We start from the raw sequence: 17,788 nt of genomic DNA, 5'->3' as shown, positions 1-17,788 counted from the left end.
AGCTTCCGCCGCCCCTGAGGGCTCCGGTCCTCGCGGATCTCGAAGGTCATCGCGTCCCCTGAGCTGGGGTGTTGCAGCAACCACTAGAACCCAAGTTCGCTCCGGGCGGGCCCTTCGGCGTCGCTCAGGACTCGGGTGCGCGCCTGACGGTGGCCAGGGTGAGCAGCAGCGGGCCGAGGAACAGTGCCACGGCCATCGTCCGGTAGTCCTGCCCGGCGGCGGACGCGGTGAGCGCCAGCTGGGTGCCCAGGACGGCCGCTCCGGCCACCGGGACGAGCGCGGGCAGCCGGTGCCGCCAGGCGTACAGCAGGGCCGCCGCCAGGCCCAGGTACGCCCACAGGGCGCCGCGCCACAGCAGCCAGTCCAGCTGCGGGGCGCGCAGCAGGGTGCGGCTCCAGGCGGCGGCGGAGTGCAGCGGCCGCAGCAGGCCGTGCGAGGACGGGGACGGGTCCGGCACCTCGGTGGCGGCGTGCGGGCCGCCGGCGCCCGCCCACACCGCCCAGGCGAGGCGGCCGCGGCAGAGCCGGGCGTCCAGCACCCGGTCCGGGTGGTCGCGCAACAACTGCCGCCATTCCCTGGCCAGTTCGTCCTGCTCGCGGCGGGCGGCGGCGGTGTCCCAGCGGTCGGTGAGGGCGGCGGTCGCCGAGCAGTCCGCGCCGGCCGCGTCCCAGTCGGCGGCCGGGGCGAGCGCCGTCAGCGCCCGGTCCTCGCGGCCGGGGTCGCGGTGCTGGGCGAGCGCCAGGTCTGCGGCGCGCAGCGGGTGCAGGTCCCCGGCGCGGACCGTCGGGTGGCCGAGCAGCGCGAGGGCGATCGGCACGGCCAGCGCGAGGGCGGTGAGCAGCGCGAGCCGGCCCCGGACCCGGGGCAGCGCCGGCAGCAGCACCAGGGCGGCGATCAGCGCGGTGCCCGCGCCCCGGGGGCCGGTCAGGGCGAGCAGCGCGATGGCCGAGAACAGTACGGCCAGATCCAGCCGCTGCGCCGGTCCGCCCCGGTGCAGCGTCCCCTCCGCCCGCCGGGCGAGCAGCCGCAGGCCCGCCGCGGTGAGCAGCAACGCCCCTGCGGTGGACGGCACTTCGGGGCTGAGCGAGACCACCAGGCTGCCGGTCGGCGGCAGCGCGGCCAGCGCCACCGCCACCGGCCCCGACCAGCGGCCGCGCACCCCGAACCGGGCCAGCGCGGCCACCAGGTGCCCGAGCGCGAACGCCACCACCACGGTCTGCGCCAGCGTCGCCCCCGCCGGGTGCAGGAGCCGCACGGCGGCGTCGTACAGCGGTGCGCCACTGGTGGCGGTGCCGGTGAACGCCGGGTACCCGGCCGCCCACCACAGCAGCAGCACCGCCTGACAGGCCGCCGCCACCGCGAACGGCAGCCGCAGCCGGGACTTGGCGCGCCGGTGCCGGCGTTCCCGTTCCTGGCGCTGCGCCCACTCGGGGCGGGCGTCGCCGAGGGTGGTGCTGGTGCTCATCGCGGAGCCTCCCACATCCCCTGCTCCCCGGCCGGCCACCGGCCCCTCGCCGCCCATCCGCCCGGGAGTCGTGCCGGGCAGGCTAGCAGCCGGATTCGGCCACCTCCAGGGGTCCGGACACGCCAAAGGCCCGCACCGACCGTGGCCGGAACGGGCCCTGACGGTCCATCAGGCCAGAACGCCCAGGTCCTTCGGGCTGCCCACGCCCTTGAAGGTGACCAGGTGCCGGTCGGCGGTAACGGCGTACAGGTCGGCCTGTCCGTCCCCGTCCAGGTCGCCGGAGCTGCCCAGGGTCGGGTACTCGGCCACCGGGAAGGTGCCGATGACGGTGCCGCCGGCCGGGCCCGCGAGACCGGAGAAGTCGTAGCTGCCGTCGGCGAGCTTCGGGACCGCGTGCGCCCGCAGGGTGCCGGTGGCCTGCTCGCGGGACCACAGCGCGAGGTTGCCGTTGGCGTCGGGGCCGGGGGCGATCAGGTCGTAGCCGTTCCAGGCGCCGGTGGTGGTGAGCTGGGTGGACTTGCCGAAACGCGACGGGTCGCGCTGGAGCCACAGGTTGCCCTGCTCGACGTCCAGCAGGTTGAGGCCGTACGGCTGGGCCGGGTCGAGGGAGCCGAAGGCGACCAGTTGCTGGATGCCCGCGTAGCTGGTGCCGAAGTCGGCCGGGCAGGCGACCGGGGCCTTGGCCAGGTCGACGCAGGAGGTGGCGTGGCGGACGAGCGGCGGGTTGGTCGAAGTGATCGAGAACGTGCCGCGGTTCACGTACTGGTACAGGTAGTTGGCGGCGGGGTCGTGGACGTAGATGGTGTCGGCCGGCGCGAGCGAGGCGCTGCCCCAGCCCTTGTGGACCACCTGCTGGCCGCTCCAGCCGGTGCCGCCGGGCGCCCAGGCGGCGGGAACCACGGTGCTCGGGGTGGTGCTGCCGGAGTCGCCGCTGATCACCAGCAGGTTGCCCTGCGAGTCGGGCAGCAGGATGTCGGGGACGCCGTCGTTGTCGACGTCGCCGAGCGCCTTCGGCGGGTTGGGGTTCGACGGGGCGTAGAAGCTGTAGTCGACCGGCGGGTTGACGTTGCCCGCGTGGTCGACCGCCTGGACCCGGAGCGTGTGGGTGCCCCACTGGCCGGGCTTCAGGGTGACGCTCGCGGTGCCGTCCGCCCCGGCCGCGACCACGCCCGGGCCGGGGGTGCAGCCGCCGACGCCGGCGTCGCCGTCGAGCACGTACCGGAAGCAGGCCAGGCCGGAGCCGCTGTCGGAGCCGGAGAAGGTGAACACACCGGGCTGGCCGGCGTACTTGCCGCCGCCGCCCTGCTCCGGGAAGTCGTCGGAGTGCACGCCGAGGACGGTCGGCTGGGTGGTGTCGACGCCGAACCGGCAGGTCTCGGTGGGCGCGCCGGAGCCGGGCCGGTACTCCGGCCACACCTGCCAGGTGTAGCCGCTGCCCTCGGCCAGGCCGGCGATGGAGGTCTGCACACCGCCGGAGGCGTCCGCCTCGGCGGTGGTGTCGAGGACCTTCGCGCCGGTCGCGTCCCACACCTTGAAGCGGGCGGCGGGCGCGCCGGTCTTCGCGAACAGCACCGGGCCCGGGTTGCTGAGGGTGACCCAGCCGGGCGTGCCGGTGGCGCTGCAGCCGTCGGTGCGGCCGGTGTCCAGGGAGGTGCCCGGCATGACGGTCGGGCCGGTGACCGCAGCGCCGGGCGCCGCCTGCGCGGCGGGTGCGGCGAACAGGCCGGCCGCGACGGCCGCGGTGGCGCAGGCGGCGATCAGCCGCGGGGAGGTGACACGGGACATCAGGGATCTTCCCCCAGGAGCGTTGCTCGGGCAGGTCGGTCAACCTGCCCGGCCGCGTATCCTGACACCCCCTGTGACCTGCGCACAAGCAAAATTTTGGTATGCCAGAGCCGCTACTCCGCGACGGCCGGCTTCCGCAGGGCGCGCAGGCCGCGGACGCCGATCCAGCCGATGGCGAGGCCGAGCGTCAGGGAGGTGATGGCGAGCAGCAGGTGGACCCAGAAGAAGGCGGTCGGCTGCCCGTGGTCGCCGTTCACGAAGGCCTGGCCGCCGGAGTCCTTCCAGAGGTTCTTGGCGAACGTGGTCCAGATGAAGATCGACCAGACGCCGAAGGCGGTGAGGAACCAGGAGACCGGGCGGCTGAGCTTCATGACGGGTCCTTCGCGGCAGACGGGTGGCCCGTCCAGTATGCGTGGCCCGCCGAACGGAGCAGCGGGCGGTACTCGTTCGTGGCGTCGGTGCCGACTTCGACGGCGGGGCGGCGGAGGGGCGGGTTAGCTTCCGTGAATGCAGACAATCCGCCGGATCGTCCACGGTTCGTCCGCGGCCGCGCTGGTGCTGCTCCCGGTCGGCCCGCCGGCCGCGCGTGCCGTGACGCCCGGCGACGCCCCGCCGCCGCCCGTGGTGGGCGGTGACCGGCTGGGCGCGGCGGGCGTGCAGGTCGCGCCGGGCGCGGGGGCGCCGGCGCTGCCGTCCGGTCTGACCGGGAAGTCCTGGGTGGTGGCGGACGCGGACAGCGGCGCGGTGCTGGCCGCGTTCAACGCGCACGCGCAGCTGCCGCCGGCGTCCACCCTGAAGATGCTGTTCGCGGACACCGTGCTGCCGCGCTTCCCGGCGGACGAGGTGCACCGGGTGGGCTGGACGGAGCTGCAGGGGATGGGCGCGGGCAGCAGCCTGGTCGGCATCAAGGAGGACCTGGACTACAAGGTCGAGGACCTGTGGCGCGGGGTGTTCCTGTCCTCCGGCAACGACGCGGTGCACGTGCTGGCGAGCATGAACGGCGGGGTGGCGAAGACCGTCACCGACATGCAGGCCCGCGCGGACCAGTTGCAGGCCCGCGACACCCACGTGGTCAGCCCGGACGGCTACGACATGGACGGGCAGGTCACCTCGGCGTACGACCTGACGCTGTTCGCCCGGGCGGGCCTGCGCAACGAGGAGTTCCGCGGGTACTGCGGCACCCGCTGGGCGCAGTTTCCCGGCGCGGTCGACAAGAACGGGCAGCGCGGCAGTTTCGGCATCGCCAACACCGACCGGCTGCTCGGCAAGTACCCGGGGCTGATCGGCGTGAAGAACGGTTACACCACCAACGCGGGCGCGACCTACACGGGCGCCGCGGTGCGCGGCGGCCGCACCATGCTGGTGACGGTGATGCACCCGGACAGCAGCCCGAAGGTGTACGACGAGGCGGCGGCGCTGCTGGACTGGGGTTTCGCCGCAGCCGGCAAGGTCACCCCGGTGGGTGCGCTGGCCGAGGACCGGGCGCCGGCCCAGGCCCCGGAGGCGTCGGCCCGGCCGGTCACCGAGGCCCCGTCCGCACCGGCCGCGCCGGCCGCGCCGTCCACCGTGCCGCCGGCGAAGCCGTCCGCCGCACCGGCCGCGAAGCAGGCCGACCCGGTGCGGGCCGCGCACACCGCGGCGGACGGTCCGGGCGCGGCGACCTGGACGGCGGTCGGCCTGTGCGCGGCGGTGGCGGCGGCCGGGATGCTGCGGCTGCGCGCGCTGCGCCGCCGGGCCGCCCTGTGGGAGGCCCGGTCCGGCGGCAGACCGTCCGAGTGGCGTTAGGTCCTAGTCCGACTTGCGGGCGCGGCCGGCGGCCAGGGCGCGGCGGACGGCGCGGGTGGCGACCGGGGGGATCACGTCGAGCGCGACTCGGCGGGCGAGCGAGCGCTGGGAGCTCGGACGGGCGGGCGCGGACGGGCTGCCGGCCTGTGCTCCGGCCGCGGTCTCCGGGCGGCCGTCGGCGCCGTCCCAGGCGAGGCGGTGGCAGATCTGCCCGGCGAGGTGTTCCTCGTCGAGGCGGAAGCCTTCGCCGCGCCAGTCGCGGGCGAGCAGATCGGCGCGGACGGCGTCCGCGTCGCCCCAGGTGCCGTAGAACTTCTCGGGGGTGAGCAGTACCGGCTTCAGGCCGAGGGTGAACACGGCCTCCCAGACGGCGGCGTGCACGCCGGGGGTGTGCGGGGCGCGGTAGTCGTCGAGGGAGACGATGCCGTTGCCGGCCAGGGCGTCGCGGGCCACCAGGATGTCGCCGGCGACGTGCTCGTACAGGTGCGAGGCGTCGATGTGGACGAAGCGGCAGCTGTCGGCGGTGATCCGGCCGTCGGCGAGTACCGAGGTGGGGGCCTGCACGATCGTCGGGAGTTCGGCGTGGAAGGCCAGGTAGTTGGTCTCGAAGGCGCGCCGGGTGAGGGTCGAGCGGTAGGACATCGACATCTCGGCGGAGTTCTCGTCGTCGGGCGCGTCCATGTCGAACAGGTCGCAGACGGTGAACTTCTCCCCGGGGCGCAGGTGGTCGCCGAGCAGGATCGCGGAGCGGCCCAGGTAGGCGCCCATCTCCAGCAGGTCGCCGGTGACGCCGGCCTCGCTCTGGCGGCTGAGCAGCCAGGCGAAGACCTCACGGTCGACGCGGAAGAACCACCCGGGGACGTCGTCGGGGGTGGCGGGAACGGGCGGAGCGGCGGTGGTGTCGGTGAGTGACACACGGCCTCCTGGGAAGTGGCCGGAACGCGAGGACGCACCGGCGGAACGGTCGGCCGGGGAGACGGCCACGCTGTGGTTGTGACCGGGATCATAGTCAGTTGTCCGGATGTCGGACAGGGGGTGAACCAGGCGTTTCACCGGCCTGTTTCAGCGCTGCCTCGGCCTGTCGGACGGCCCGCCGGCGGGCGGCCTCCGGGTCCGCGAGTGCCGTCCAGGCCGCGCAGTACATCAGCAGTCTGGACACGAAGTTGATCCACAGCAGCAGTGCCACGGGCACCCCGAACGCCCCGTAGAGGCTGCGGCCGGCAACCGAACCCAGGTACGAAGAAAGTGCCAACTTGAGCAGTTCGAAGCCGACCGCGCCGATCAGCGCCCCCTGCAGCAGGGCCCGGCGGCGCTGGACGACGATCCGCGGGAACGGGCCGAGCAGGTAGACGAACAGCAGCACATCGGCACAGACGGCGATCAGGAAGCCGAGCCCGGCCAGCAGCCAGCGGGCGGCCCCGCCGTCCAGGCCCAGCCAGTCGGCCAGCCGGTGCGCGAGCGTGGTGGCGACCGCGGACGCGGCCAGCGAGGCGAGGCAGACCAGACCGAGCCCGAGCAGCACCACGCTGTCCCGGATTTTCACCTGAATGAGATTTCCGGCGTCGTCGGGCAGCCGCCACACCGTGCGCACGGCGCCGCGCATGGTATCCACCCAGCCGAGGCCGGAGGCCAGCAGCAGGGCGCCGGAGAGCAGGCCGACGGTGCCTGCGTTGGCGACCATCGCGTTCAGGTCGAGCGCGTCGGCCAGGCCCGGGAGCTGCTCGGTGATCTTCTCCTGGAGCTGGTGCACCCGGGAGTCGGAGAGCGTGGCCAGGGCGATCGCCAGGGCCACGGTGAGCAGCGGGAACAGGGCCAGGAAGCCGAAGAAGGTGACCGCCCCGGCGAGCCGATTGCCGTCCACGTCGGCGAACAGCCGGTAGACCAGGTACGGGCGGCTGCGCATGACCCGGGCCACCAGCGGACCGATCAGGGGCAGGCCGGCAGGGAAGTCCATCCTCCGCTGTATACCGGCCGCGCGCTCCCACGTCCGGGTGACGCGCCGTCGTCCGGACGGCTCAGTGGCTCGGCCGCTCAGCGGCGCACCGCGCGGCGGGCCTTGGCCAGCACCCGCAGGCTCTGGAAGCCCAGGTAGCTGCCGCGGCTGAGCAGTTCGCCGCGGACGCCCTCCGGTCCGGCGGGCGGCCGGTAGCCGGCCGGGCGGTGCCGGGCGCAGTGCTCGGCGGCGCGGCGGAAGAACTCGCGGCGGTCGGCGGCGGGGACACGTCCGGGCTTGGTGACCACGGTGGCGAGGTGGCCGAGCATCATCCGGTAGATGACCGGCCGCCAGCGGTCCAGGTCGGAGCGGGCGTCGAGGAAGGCGAACACCCGGTCGTACTGCTCGAAGACGTCGAAGTGCTTGCGGGAGGCGGTGGCGAGGATGTTGCCGCCCTCGCGGCGCTGCCGGTAGTGCACGCCGACCTGGTCGAGCAGGGTGATGGACTCGGCGGCGAGCAGCGCCGGGTAGGTCCAGGGGGTGTCCTCGTAGTACCCGGGCGGGAAGGTCAGGCCCTGCTGCTGGACGAATTCGCGGCGGTAGGCCTTGTTCCACACCACCTGGAGCAGGTCGAGCAGGTCGCGGCGCTCGTCCAGGGTGAAGGTGTCGGCGCCGGGCTTGGCGAACACGGGGGCGGAGGCGGAGCGCACCACGCGGCCGTCCCAGTAGCTGCGGGCGTAGTCGTACACCAGCAGGTCGGGATCGCCGGTGGCGCGGAGCCGGGCGTCGGTGGCGGCCAGCAGGTCGGGGGTGAGGGTGTCGTCGCTGTCCAGGAACAACAGGTAGTCGCCGGTGGCGAGTTCCATTCCGGCGTTCCGGGCGAGGCCGAGGCCGACGTTCTGCTCCAGGTGACGGACCGTCACCCGCTTGTCCCGGTAGGCGACTTCGTCGAGGATCGCGCCGCAGCCGTCGGGCGAGCGGTCGTCGACGGCGATCAGTTCGAAATCGGTGAAGGTCTGTCCGAGGACGGACTCCAGGCAGGCGGGGAGGTACTCCTCGACGGCGTGGACGGGCACGATCACGCTGAACCGCGGCATCTCTTCACTCTCCTCACCTGGCCTGGCCAGGCGCAGACTAGCAAGCCCGGAGAGGTAGGATCGCGGCTGGTGCCGGTCCGGGTTTCGACACATCTGCCGGGCCCACCCGGCAGCACTCCCTGAGGAAAGGCTCTGCGCTCCCGATGGCCCCCCGTCTGTCCGTCGTCGTCCCGATCTACAACGTCGAGCGCTATCTCGAGGAGTGCCTCGACTCGATCGCCGCCCAGACCTTCGACGACTTCGAATGCGTCATGGTCGACGACGGCTCCAAGGACTCCAGCGCCGACATCGCCAAGGCCTACGCCGCGAAGGACTCGCGCTTCCGGCTGGTCCAGCAGGTGAACAAGGGCCTCGGTGCGGCGCGCAACACCGGCTACCGCCACATCTCCGAGGGCACCGAGTTCCTCGCGTTCGTCGACAGCGACGACACCATGCCGCCGTCCGCGTACGAGCTGATGATCGGCACGCTGGACGAGACCGGCTCGGACTTCTGCACCGGCAACGTGCTGCGTTTCCGCGCCGTCGGCCACTACCAGTCGGGCGGCCACCGCAAGCCGTTCGCGGCCACCCGGCTGCGCACCCACATCACCGAGATCCCGGCGCTGGTCACCGACCGCACCGCGTGGAACAAGGTGTACCGCCGCTCGTTCTTCGACCAGGCGGGCGTGCTCTACCCCGAGGGCATCCTGTACGAGGACGCCCCGGTCAGCGTGCCGCACCACTACCTGGCCCGCCGGGTGGACGTGCTCGCCGAGCCGATCTACCACTGGCGCGAGCGGGAGGTCGGCGAGATGTCGATCACCCAGATGAAGACCAACCCCAAGGGCGTCATCGACCGGGTCAAGTCGATGGAGCTGGTCCGCGACTGGCTGGGCAAGCAGAGCGACCCGAAGTTCCGCAAGTACCTGCACTCCTACGACGAGAACAACCTCGTCGAGGAGATCCCGATGTTCTTCGGCTCGGTGCTGGAGGGCGACCCGGAGTACAACGCCGCCTACCTGGAGTCCGCCGGCCGCCTGCTCCGTGCCATCGGCCCGGAGCAGGTCCGCAAGCTGCGCGCCCCGCTGAAGCTCAAGTACCACCTGACCCTGCAGGGCCGGCTCGCCGAGCTGATCGAGCAGCTGCGCTTCGAGAAGGACAGCAACGGCGCCGCCCCGGCCCGCGGCCTGCTCCGCCCGTACGCCGACTACCCGTTCCTGCGCGGCGGCCGCAAGAGCGTCCCCGCGGACGTGCTGCGGCTCAGCAACGCCCTGGTGATGCGCTCCCGGGTGTACGAGGCCCGCTGGTCCGGCGGCCGGCTCCAGCTGACCGGGCACGCCTTCCCCGAGCACCTGGGCGCCGAGAACAAGCACGACATGGTCAAGGCGCTGGTGCTGCGCGAGGCCAAGGGCCGTCGCGTGGTGGCGGTGCCGACCCGGGCCGAGTTCAGCCCGGAGGCCACCGCCAGCTCGCCGCACGACCTGTACAGCTGCGACTGGGCGGGCTTCTCCGCCACCATCGACCCGCAGCGGCTCAAGCACCGCGGCGAGTGGAAGGACGGCTCCTGGCGGGTGCTGGTGGCCGGCGCCGGCAAGGGCGGCGTCTACAAGGGCCGGGTGTCGGTCGGCTGGCACGACCGCGCCGAGTACGCGCCCGTGCACTGGGTCGAGGACGACGTCCGGGTGGTGCCGTGGCAGCGTGACGGCCACCTGCTGCTGCGGGTGGAGCGGGTGCGCGCCCGCGCCACCTCGGTGTCCGCCGAGGGCGGCACCCTCGAACTGCGCGGCCTGGTCCGCTCCGGCGCCGACCTGGCCGGCGCGGAACTGCGGCTGAAGCACGTCGAGTCCGAGCGCGACGTGTTGGTCCCGCTGGACCTGGGCGTCCCGGCCGGCCGCGACCTGCCGTTCACCGCGCACGTCCGGGTCGCCGAGCTGACCGCCGTCCGCGAGGCCTGGAACACCCTCGACCCGACCGCGGAGAAGCGCACCCGCGACCGCTGGGACCTCGAACTCAAGCTCACCGACGGCACCGGCCTGCCGGTCGTCCTGGACGACCGCCGCGCCCCCGTCAGCCTGCACCTGCCGATCGGCGACGGCGCCCGCGCGCTGTACGCCAAGCCCTCCCCCAGCGGCTACCTGCAGCTGTGCGACCAGGTGCTGCAGCCGGTCGTCGAGGAGATCACCCGGGCCAAGGGCGGCGAGGGCTTCGTGCTCAGCGGCTCCTTCCCGCTGCCCGGCACCCACCGCTACGAACTGGTGATCCTGCACGCCAAGCGCCGCGAGGAGCACGCCTACCCGGTGGAGATCGCCGACGGCCGCTTCCGGGCCGCGCTGCCCGCCGTGCCGAACGCGTCCTTCGCCGGCGAGGTCCCGCTGCACAAGGGCACCTGGACGGTGCTGTTCCGCCCGGTCGGCGCCCCCGTCGACAGCGAGTGGCCGGCCGCGGTGCTCGCCGCGTCCACCTTCGACACCCTGCCGCTGGAGCTGGAGGCCCGCGGCAAGCGGGTCACCCTGGAGCGCCGCGTCTACGACAGCCTGTCGCTGGACTCCCCCGACGCGCTGTCCCCCGCCGAACGCAGCGGCTACCGCCAGCGGCAGCTGCGCCACGCGTACACCGAGGGCCAGCGCCGTCCGCTCACCGACACCGTGCTCTACCACACCGTCCGCGAGGACTGGTGGGCCGCCGACGGCGGCCTGTACGCGGACTCGCCGCGCGCCGTGCACGAGGAACTGGTCCGCCGCGGCCTGCCGCTGCGCCACCTGTGGACCTCCGTCGACCTGCAGGCCGAGCTGCCGCAGACCGCCGAGTGTGTCCGGCACCGCTCCCCCGAGTGGTTCGAGGCGCTGTCCACCGCCAAGTACATCGTCACCTCCACCCACCTGCCGACGTACTTCCGCCGCCGCCCCGGCCAGGTCGTCCTGCAGACCTGGCAGGGCAGCCCGCTGAAGCGGATCGGCACCGACTTCGAGAAGGTCTGGTTCACCGACTCCGGCTACCTCGAGCACCTCAAGGAGGAGGTGCCGCAGTGGAGCCTGCTGGTGGCGGGCAGCCGCTGGGCCGCGCCCGTGCTGCGCCGCGCCTTCGACTTCCAGGGCACGCTGCTGGAGACCGGCTACCCGCGCAACGATCTGCTCTTCGCCCCCGACCGGGAGAAGACCGCCGAGCGGGTCCGCGAGCAGCTCGGCCTGCCCGAGGGCAAGCAGGTGGTGCTCTACGCACCCACCTACCGCGAGGACCGTCGCCTGCCCGACGGCGGCTACCAGCTCAACCTGCAGCTCGACCTCGAAGCGGCCCGCGCCGCCCTCGGCGACGACCAGGTCCTGCTGGTCCGCGCCCACGAGGTCGTCCGCGGCCGCCTCCCCGAGGCCGGCAACGGCTACGTCTGGGACGTCAGCACCTACCCCGACATGGCGGAGCTCCTGCTGGTCGCCGACGTGCTCGTCACCGACTACTCCTCCTCGGTGTTCGACTTCATGAACACCGGCCGTCCGGTGCTGTTCTTCACCTACGACCTGGAGCACTACCGCGACAACCTGCGCGGCTTCAGCCTCGACCTGGAGAACAAGGCCCCGGGCCCGCTGCTCACCACCTCCGCCGAGGTGGTCGCCGCACTCGGCAACCTGCCGGAGGTCACCGCCGAGTACGCCGACAAGTACGCGGCGTTCCGTGAGGCGTACTGCGACCTGGACGACGGCGGTGCCGCCGGACGGGTGACGGACGCGCTGCTCGCCGAAGGAAAGTGAGCGGGGAAATAGCCCCAGGAAAAGCAAATATCGTATGTAAATAAATCAATTCCCTCCCTTTTTGACAAAGGGGGGGAATTGACTTTTCCCCGTATTGTGCACTGGGATATCGGGAATGTCCCACCTTGTACGGCGCCCCACCACCGCTCGGCCCGCGCGCCCCACCGAACCGGCCGCCGCCGCCGCGCTGCGCCGCGCCGTCTGGGAGGGCGGCGAACTCGTCCTGACCGGCGAGGGCCGGCTCCTCGACGCACCCGGCGAACGCCCCGGGCAGACCCGCATCGTGCTGGAACTGCACCCCACCGACCGGAGCCGGCGCCCACTGCGGCTGCGCACCGTCCCGCACTACCTGCCCGAGGCGACCGACAACAGCGCGCAGACCCGGCACAGCCTCGACTGGACCGGGTTCACCGCCCGCCTCGACCCGGTGCTGCTGCACGCCCCCGCGCTGCGGCCGGTCCCCGGCTGGCGGGTCGAAGCGGTGGTCGGCAGCGGCCCGCGCCGGGCCCGCGCACCGCTGGCCGGCCACTGGTGCGGCAGCGGCGAGTACCCGCCCGCCGGGTGGACCGGCCCGGCGCTCCAACTGGTGCCGACCGTCGAGGACGGCGCGCTGAATCTGACGGTGCGCCCGGCCCGCGCCCGGGTCGACTCCTGCCGCTCCCGCCCCGACGGCTTCGAACTGCGCGGCACCGCCACCGGCACCAGCGGGGCCCTGGTCCTGCGGCACCGCGACACCGGCGCCGTCGTGCAGAGCCTGGTGCACTGGCAGGGCCACGAGTTCACCGCCTTCGCCGGCACCCTCCCGCGTCTCGCCGAGGGCCACTGGGAGCCCTCGCTGACGCTCCCCGACGGCGACGCCCCGCTCGTCCTGCGCCACCCTCCCACCGGCGGCTGCCAGCTGCCGGTGCCCGCCGGCCAGGTGCTGTACGCCAAGCAACTCGCCGACGACCGGCTGCAGTTCTGCGTCCAGCCGGGCGAACCGCTGATCGACCGGATCACCCCCGCCGACGGCGGCTTCGACCTGGCCGGCGAGTTCCCCGGCCGCCCGGACGCCCCACTGGAGCTGGTGCTGCGGCACTGCGGCGACGGCCGGGAACGGCGCACGGCCGTCCGCCCCGCCGGCGGCGACCGCTTCACCGTACGGCTGCCGCTCACCCCCGACGGGCCGGACGGCGTGCCCCGCCCGCTCGGCAGAGGCATCTGGGAGGCCCTGCTGTACCCGGTCGGCCCCGGGCGGCACCCCGGCCACCCGCTGCGGCTGCACCCGGCCGTACTGCCACTGCTCCCGGCCCCGGGCCGGGCCGGCGACAAGTCCTTCCTGCTGCAGCGCCGTTGGCACGACACCCTGATCGTGGACAGCCTCCCGGTACTCGCCGCCCTCGAACGCAGCGCCCTGAGCCAGCACCGGCTGCGCACCGGGAGCTACCCCGCCGCCCGCCGCCGCCCGCTGCGCGACGCCGTGCTGTACGACGTCTTCGGTGGCCGCGGCTACGCCTGCAACCCGCGCGCCGTGCACGCCGAACTGGCCCGCCGGAAGCTCCCGCTGGAACACCTGTGGGTGATCGACGACGGCCAGGAGCAGCCACCCGGGCCGGTCCGTACGGTCCGCCAGTGGAGCCCCGAGTGGTACGAGGCGCTCGCCACCTGCCGCTACCTGGTCGGCAACACGCACTTCCCGGACTTCCTGCACCGCCGCGACGGCCAGGTGGTGGTCCAGCTGTGGCACGGCACCCCGCTGAAGCGGATCGGCCACCGCATGCCGGAGAACCGCACCACCGCCGACGGCTACCTGGAACGGCTGGACCGCGAGGTGCGGCAGTGGAGCCTGCTGCTGTCGCCCAGCCCGTTCGCCACCCCGGAGCTGGTCGCCTCCTTCGGCCACCGCGGCGAGGTGCTGGAGGGCGGGTACCCGCGCAACGACCGGCTGGTCCGGCCCGACCCGGACGAGGTGGCCGCCGTCCGCCGCCGGCTGCGGGTGCCGCCCGGCCGCCGGGTGGTGCTGTACGCACCGACCTGGCGGGACGACCGGCGCGGCCCCGGCGACCGCTTCGAGGTGGACCTCCAGCTCGACCTGGCCGCCGCCCGGGCCGCCCTCGGCCACGACCACGTGCTGCTGCTGCGCCCGCACGTGCACTGCGGCGGCGCGCTGCCGGACGACGACTTCGTCCGCGACGTCGCCGACTACCCGGACGTCCAGGACCTGCTGCTGATCGCCGACGTGCTGGTCACCGACTACTCCTCGGTGATGTTCGACTTCGCGGTGACCGGCCGTCCGATGCTGTTCTTCACCTACGACCTGGAGCACTACCGCGACCGGCTGCGCGGCTTCACCTTCGACTTCGAGGCCCAGGCCCCGGGCCCGTTGCTGACCGGCTCCGATCAGGTGGTGGCCGCGCTACGCGACCTCGACCCGGCGCGGTACCGGGAGAGCTATCGCGCGTTCCGCGAGCGGTTCTGCCCGCTGGACGACGGCGCGGCGGCGGTCCGGCTGGTCGACCGGATGCTCGCCCTCGGCGCCGCCGGCTGAGTCGGCGGGCAGCTCGTAGGGGCCGGGCACCGGGAAGTACGCGGCCAGGAACGCGGCCATCGCCCGGTCCTGCTCCTCCGCGGGGCTGCCGTCGCCGGTCCCGTCGGCCAGACAGAACGCCAGCAGGTCGCGTTCGTCGAGCAGCCGGGTCATCCGGTCCCGGTCCTCGGCGCAGTCCACCGCCAGGTACCCGTGGGCGAGGGTGCCGTCGACCGCGGCGCCGCGCAGCAGCGCGTGGTACAGCGCCAGGGTGACGGGGGCGACGTCGGTGGCGGAGCGGAACGCCGAGCTGCCGGTGGCCTCCAGTTCGGTCCGCCAGCGCCGCGCGGAGTCCTCCAGCAGGGTGCGCCGCAGCGCGTACGGGACGTGCGCGAGCACCCGGGTGAAGGCCCGGCCGTGGTCGCGTTCCAGCGCCCGCCGGGTGTTCTGCTGGGCGGCCGTGTAGACATCGGCGGTGCCGGCCCCGGCGGACGGCGGGACGATCCGGGTGTCGCGGAAGACCCTGGGCAGTCCGTTGCCGAGGAAGAAGTGCTCGGGGCGGACCGGCCCGCCGAGGAACATGTCGTCGTTGAAGTACAGGAAGTGCTCGGCCAGGCCGGGGATCCGGTGCAGTCCGGTCTCGATCGCGTGCGAGTTGAACACCGGCCCGCCGTCCAGCAGTTCGCGGTGCGACACCACGGTCAGCCCGGGCACCGAGGTGTCCAGCCAGGACGGCGTCTGGTCGTCGGTGAGCAGGAAGATCCGCCGGATCCAGGGGGCGTACATGGCGATCGAGCGCAGGCAGTGGCGCAGTTCGTCGCGGTTGCGGTAGCGGTGGTCGCCGTCGTCGTGGTCGGTGTCGTCGGCGGTCGGCGCGGCGTCTCCGTACAGCCGGGCGCGGGCGGCGTCGCGGCGTTCGCGCCAGGCGGGGTCGCGGTCGTCGACCCAGGTGATCACGGCGTCCACCGGGAAGCGGACGTCCTCGGGCAGGGCGTGCAGGAACGGTTCCGCGACGGGGTAGTCGTGGCCGCCGACCCGGACGGTGCCGGCCACCTCCAGCGAGGGCAGCCACCAGCCGAACGGGGTCTCGTCGATCGAGGCGACGGCGCCGCGCGCCGAGCCGTCGGTGTCCCAGAACTCCAGGTCGCAGCCGTAGTCCTCGCCGTAGTAAAGGGTGCGGGTGCCGGTCACCACCGGCCGGAACAGGCGCACACCCTTGACCCGCTCGGGCAGCTCGCCGGGCTCCACCGGGTCGGTCGCGCCGTCCGGTGCTTCGCCCGTGTCCTGCGCGGTCTCCTCCGCCGGCGGCGGCAGTTCGTGCTCCGCGACGGCCTGCGGAAGCTCCTCGGCGAGCACCGTGCGGTGCACACTGCCGTGGCCGAGCAGCGCGGCGTACACGGGGGCGCCGCGGAAGGTGTCGGCGATGATGTCCAGCACCCGGTCCCGGCCGCCGGGGGGAACGGCCAGCCGGTGGCGCGGGCCGCGGTCGGGGATCAGCGTGTAGCGCACGTCCGCGGCGTCCAGCGCCTCGGCGGCGGCGGTCAGGTTGGCCTGGTGGGCCTGCGGGGCGAGCAGGTCGTCACGGAGCTCGGCCAGCCGGTCGTGGTGCCGCACCAGCCGGCGGTCGGCGGCCAGCAGCTCGTCCTCGCGAACCCGCTGCGGGTCCGGCGGCGGGGCCGGGACAGCTGCGGGAACGGGCGCCGGCAGGACGCCGAGTCGGCGGAGCACCCGGCCCGCAAAACGCCGCGCCAGTCTCCGCATCGACCTGCCAGCCATTCTTCTCCCGCTCCGCGATGGTCCGATTCGACGGTAACAACGGAGAAAGCCCAGGTGAAGGAATGGCAAAGGACTCCCAGACAACTCCAGGAATCCCCGGCCGAAACGCTCAGGATCGACCGAACGCGTAGCTGCGCCACGGCCGCCACACGGCGTCCGCGCCGAACGTCGAGAGGACGAATTCGGTGACGTCGAAGACCGCGCGGAAGGTGCGGGCCTGTTCGTGGGCCTGGTCGAGGACGGGGTCGGGGAGGCCGTGGGCGACGGTGACGTGGGGGTGGTAGGGGAAGGCGAGTTCGCGGGCCAGGGGGCCGGAACGGACTTCGGCCTCCAGGGCGCGGCACTCCTGGGCGCCCTCCTCGACCCGGACGAAGACCACGGGGGAGACGGGGCGGAAGGTTCCGCTGCCCTGGAGGAGCATCCGGAACGGGCGGTGGGCGGCGGCCACCGTGCGCAGGTGGTGTTCGATGCCGGGGAGCCGGTCGGCGCTGGTCTCGGTGGGGGGCAGCAGGGTGACGTGGGTGGGTATCGACCGGGCCTGCGGGTCGCCGTGGCCGGCCCGGGCGTCCTGCACCTGGCTGCCGTACGGTTCCGGGACGTGTATGGACACGCCGATGGTGACGGTCTCGGGGAGACCGTCACCATCGGGGGCGGCAGCCGTCGGCATCAGCGCTTCGGCGCCAGGAAGCCGACGCGGTCGTACACCTCGGCGAGCGTCTCGGACGCCACCGCGCGGGCCTTCTCGGCGCCGAGCGCGAGCACCCGGTCCAGCTCGGCCGGGTCGTCCAGGTAGCCCTGGACGCGGGTCTGGAACGGGGTGACCCAGTCGGTGAACAGGTCGGCCAGTTCGGTCTTCAGGGCGCCGTACATCTTGCCGTCGAAGTGCGCGACCAGCTGCTCGATGCTCATCCCGCTGAGCGCGGAGTGGATGCGCAGCAGGTTGGAGACGCCGGGCTTACCGGCCTCGTCGTAGGTGACGACGGTGTCGGTGTCGGTGACGGCGCTCTTGAACTTCTTGGCGCTGGTCTTCGGCGGGTCGAGCAGGCTGATCAGGCCCTTGTCGCTGACCGCGGACTTGCTCATCTTCGCCGCCGGGTCCTGCAGGTCCTGGATCTTGGCGGTGGCCTTCAGGATGTACGGCTCGGGGACGGTGAAGGTCTTGCCGTAGCGGGTGTTGAAGCGCTCCGCGAGGTCGCGGGTGAGCTCCAGGTGCTGGCGCTGGTCCTCGCCGACCGGGACGGTCTGGGTCTGGTAGAGCAGGACGTCGGCGACCATCAGCACGGGGTAGGTGAACAGGCCGACGGTGGTGCGGTCGGCGCCCTGCTTGAGGGACTTGTCCTTGAACTGCGTCATCCGGGAGGCCTCGCCGAAGCCGGTGAGGCAGTTCATCACCCAGGCCAGCTGCGCGTGCTCGGGCACCTGGGACTGCACGAACAGGGTGCAGCGCTCCGGGTCGAGGCCGGCGCCGAGGAGCTGCGCGACGGAGACCCGGGTGTTCTGCCGCAGCGTCGCCGGATCCTGCTCGACGGTGATCGCGTGCAGGTCGACGACCATGTAGAAGGCGTCGTTGGCCTCCTGCATGTCGACCCACTGACGCACCGCGCCGAGGTAGTTGCCCAGGTGGAATGAGCCTGAGGTGGGCTGGATGCCGGAGAGCACCCGGGGACGGTCCTTCACCGGACCGGTGACCGCTGCGTTGACCATGCGCCCATTGTTCCA

11 protein-coding genes and 1 pseudogene are annotated in these 17,788 nt (G+C 73.3%); 3 read left to right on the top strand and 9 right to left on the bottom strand.

From position 1 onward, the window contains the following. Positions 1-124: 124 nt before the first annotated feature. The 3 genes from ACFYST_RS27305 to ACFYST_RS27295 form a co-directional block, all read right to left on the bottom strand. On the bottom strand, positions 125-1,465 hold the full coding sequence (locus ACFYST_RS27305; RefSeq protein WP_387866093.1) for a hypothetical protein: 1,341 nt from the start codon (positions 1,463-1,465) through the stop codon (positions 125-127). 168 nt (positions 1,466-1,633) lie between these two features. After that, positions 1,634-3,250, bottom strand: a complete 1,617-nt coding sequence (locus ACFYST_RS27300) for a hypothetical protein (RefSeq protein WP_387866091.1) — start codon at positions 3,248-3,250, stop codon at positions 1,634-1,636. Between the two features lie 113 nt (positions 3,251-3,363). Next, a complete protein-coding gene (locus ACFYST_RS27295) occupies positions 3,364-3,621 on the bottom strand; it encodes an SCO4848 family membrane protein (protein ID WP_387644699.1) in 258 nt (85 codons plus the stop codon). Positions 3,622-3,757: 136 nt separating this feature from the next. Here ACFYST_RS27295 and ACFYST_RS27290 point away from each other — a divergent pair, with 136 nt between their 5' ends. Further along, positions 3,758-5,035: a D-alanyl-D-alanine carboxypeptidase family protein gene (locus ACFYST_RS27290; RefSeq protein WP_387866088.1), complete on the top strand. Its 1,278-nt coding sequence runs from the start codon at positions 3,758-3,760 to the stop codon at positions 5,033-5,035. Between the two features lie 3 nt (positions 5,036-5,038). Here ACFYST_RS27290 and ACFYST_RS27285 read toward each other — a convergent pair whose 3' ends face one another. The 3 genes from ACFYST_RS27285 to ACFYST_RS27275 form a co-directional block, all read right to left on the bottom strand. Next, complete coding sequence (locus ACFYST_RS27285) at positions 5,039-5,950, bottom strand: class I SAM-dependent methyltransferase (protein ID WP_387644694.1); 912 nt, start codon at positions 5,948-5,950, stop codon at positions 5,039-5,041. Between the two features lie 94 nt (positions 5,951-6,044). Beyond that, entirely contained in the window at positions 6,045-6,989 is a 945-nt protein-coding gene (locus ACFYST_RS27280) for a YihY/virulence factor BrkB family protein (protein ID WP_387644692.1), read from the bottom strand. A 77-nt stretch (positions 6,990-7,066) separates the two neighbouring features. Continuing rightward, positions 7,067-8,065 (bottom strand): glycosyltransferase family 2 protein, encoded by a 999-nt coding sequence (locus tag ACFYST_RS27275; protein ID WP_387866085.1) that lies wholly within the window; start codon positions 8,063-8,065, stop codon positions 7,067-7,069. Positions 8,066-8,208: 143 nt separating this feature from the next. On the opposite strand from ACFYST_RS27275, the gene ACFYST_RS27270 reads away from it, so the two are divergent. Continuing rightward, positions 8,209-11,787, top strand: coding sequence for a CDP-glycerol glycerophosphotransferase family protein (locus ACFYST_RS27270; RefSeq protein WP_387866082.1), 3,579 nt, complete (start codon positions 8,209-8,211; stop codon positions 11,785-11,787). A gap of 115 nt (positions 11,788-11,902) precedes the next feature. Then, entirely contained in the window at positions 11,903-14,314 is a 2,412-nt protein-coding gene (locus tag ACFYST_RS27265) for a CDP-glycerol glycerophosphotransferase family protein (RefSeq protein ID WP_387866080.1), read from the top strand. 9 nt (positions 14,315-14,323) lie between these two features. Here the strand turns inward: ACFYST_RS27265 and ACFYST_RS27260 are convergent. The 3 genes and pseudogenes from ACFYST_RS27260 to trpS all read right to left on the bottom strand — a co-directional run. Next, positions 14,324-16,054, bottom strand: a pseudogene (locus ACFYST_RS27260) (stealth conserved region 3 domain-containing protein); the annotation flags it as partial. Between the two features lie 124 nt (positions 16,055-16,178). After that, the gene (locus ACFYST_RS27255; RefSeq protein WP_387644681.1) at positions 16,179-16,736 is read right to left on the bottom strand and encodes a 2'-5' RNA ligase family protein; all 558 of its coding nucleotides are present in this window, start codon (positions 16,734-16,736) and stop codon (positions 16,179-16,181) included. Then, positions 16,736-17,773: a tryptophan--tRNA ligase gene (trpS, locus tag ACFYST_RS27250; protein WP_387644679.1), complete on the bottom strand. Its 1,038-nt coding sequence runs from the start codon at positions 17,771-17,773 to the stop codon at positions 16,736-16,738. The genes ACFYST_RS27255 and trpS overlap by 1 nt, the downstream gene beginning before the upstream one ends. Positions 17,774-17,788: the final 15 nt, after the last annotated feature.

The sequence above is a fragment of the Kitasatospora sp. NPDC004614 genome (genome assembly GCF_042873675.1).
GTDB lineage: Bacteria > Actinomycetota > Actinomycetes > Streptomycetales > Streptomycetaceae > Kitasatospora.
Note: the sequence above shows the minus strand (reverse complement) of the source record. Positions and strands in the feature narration are given on the sequence as shown.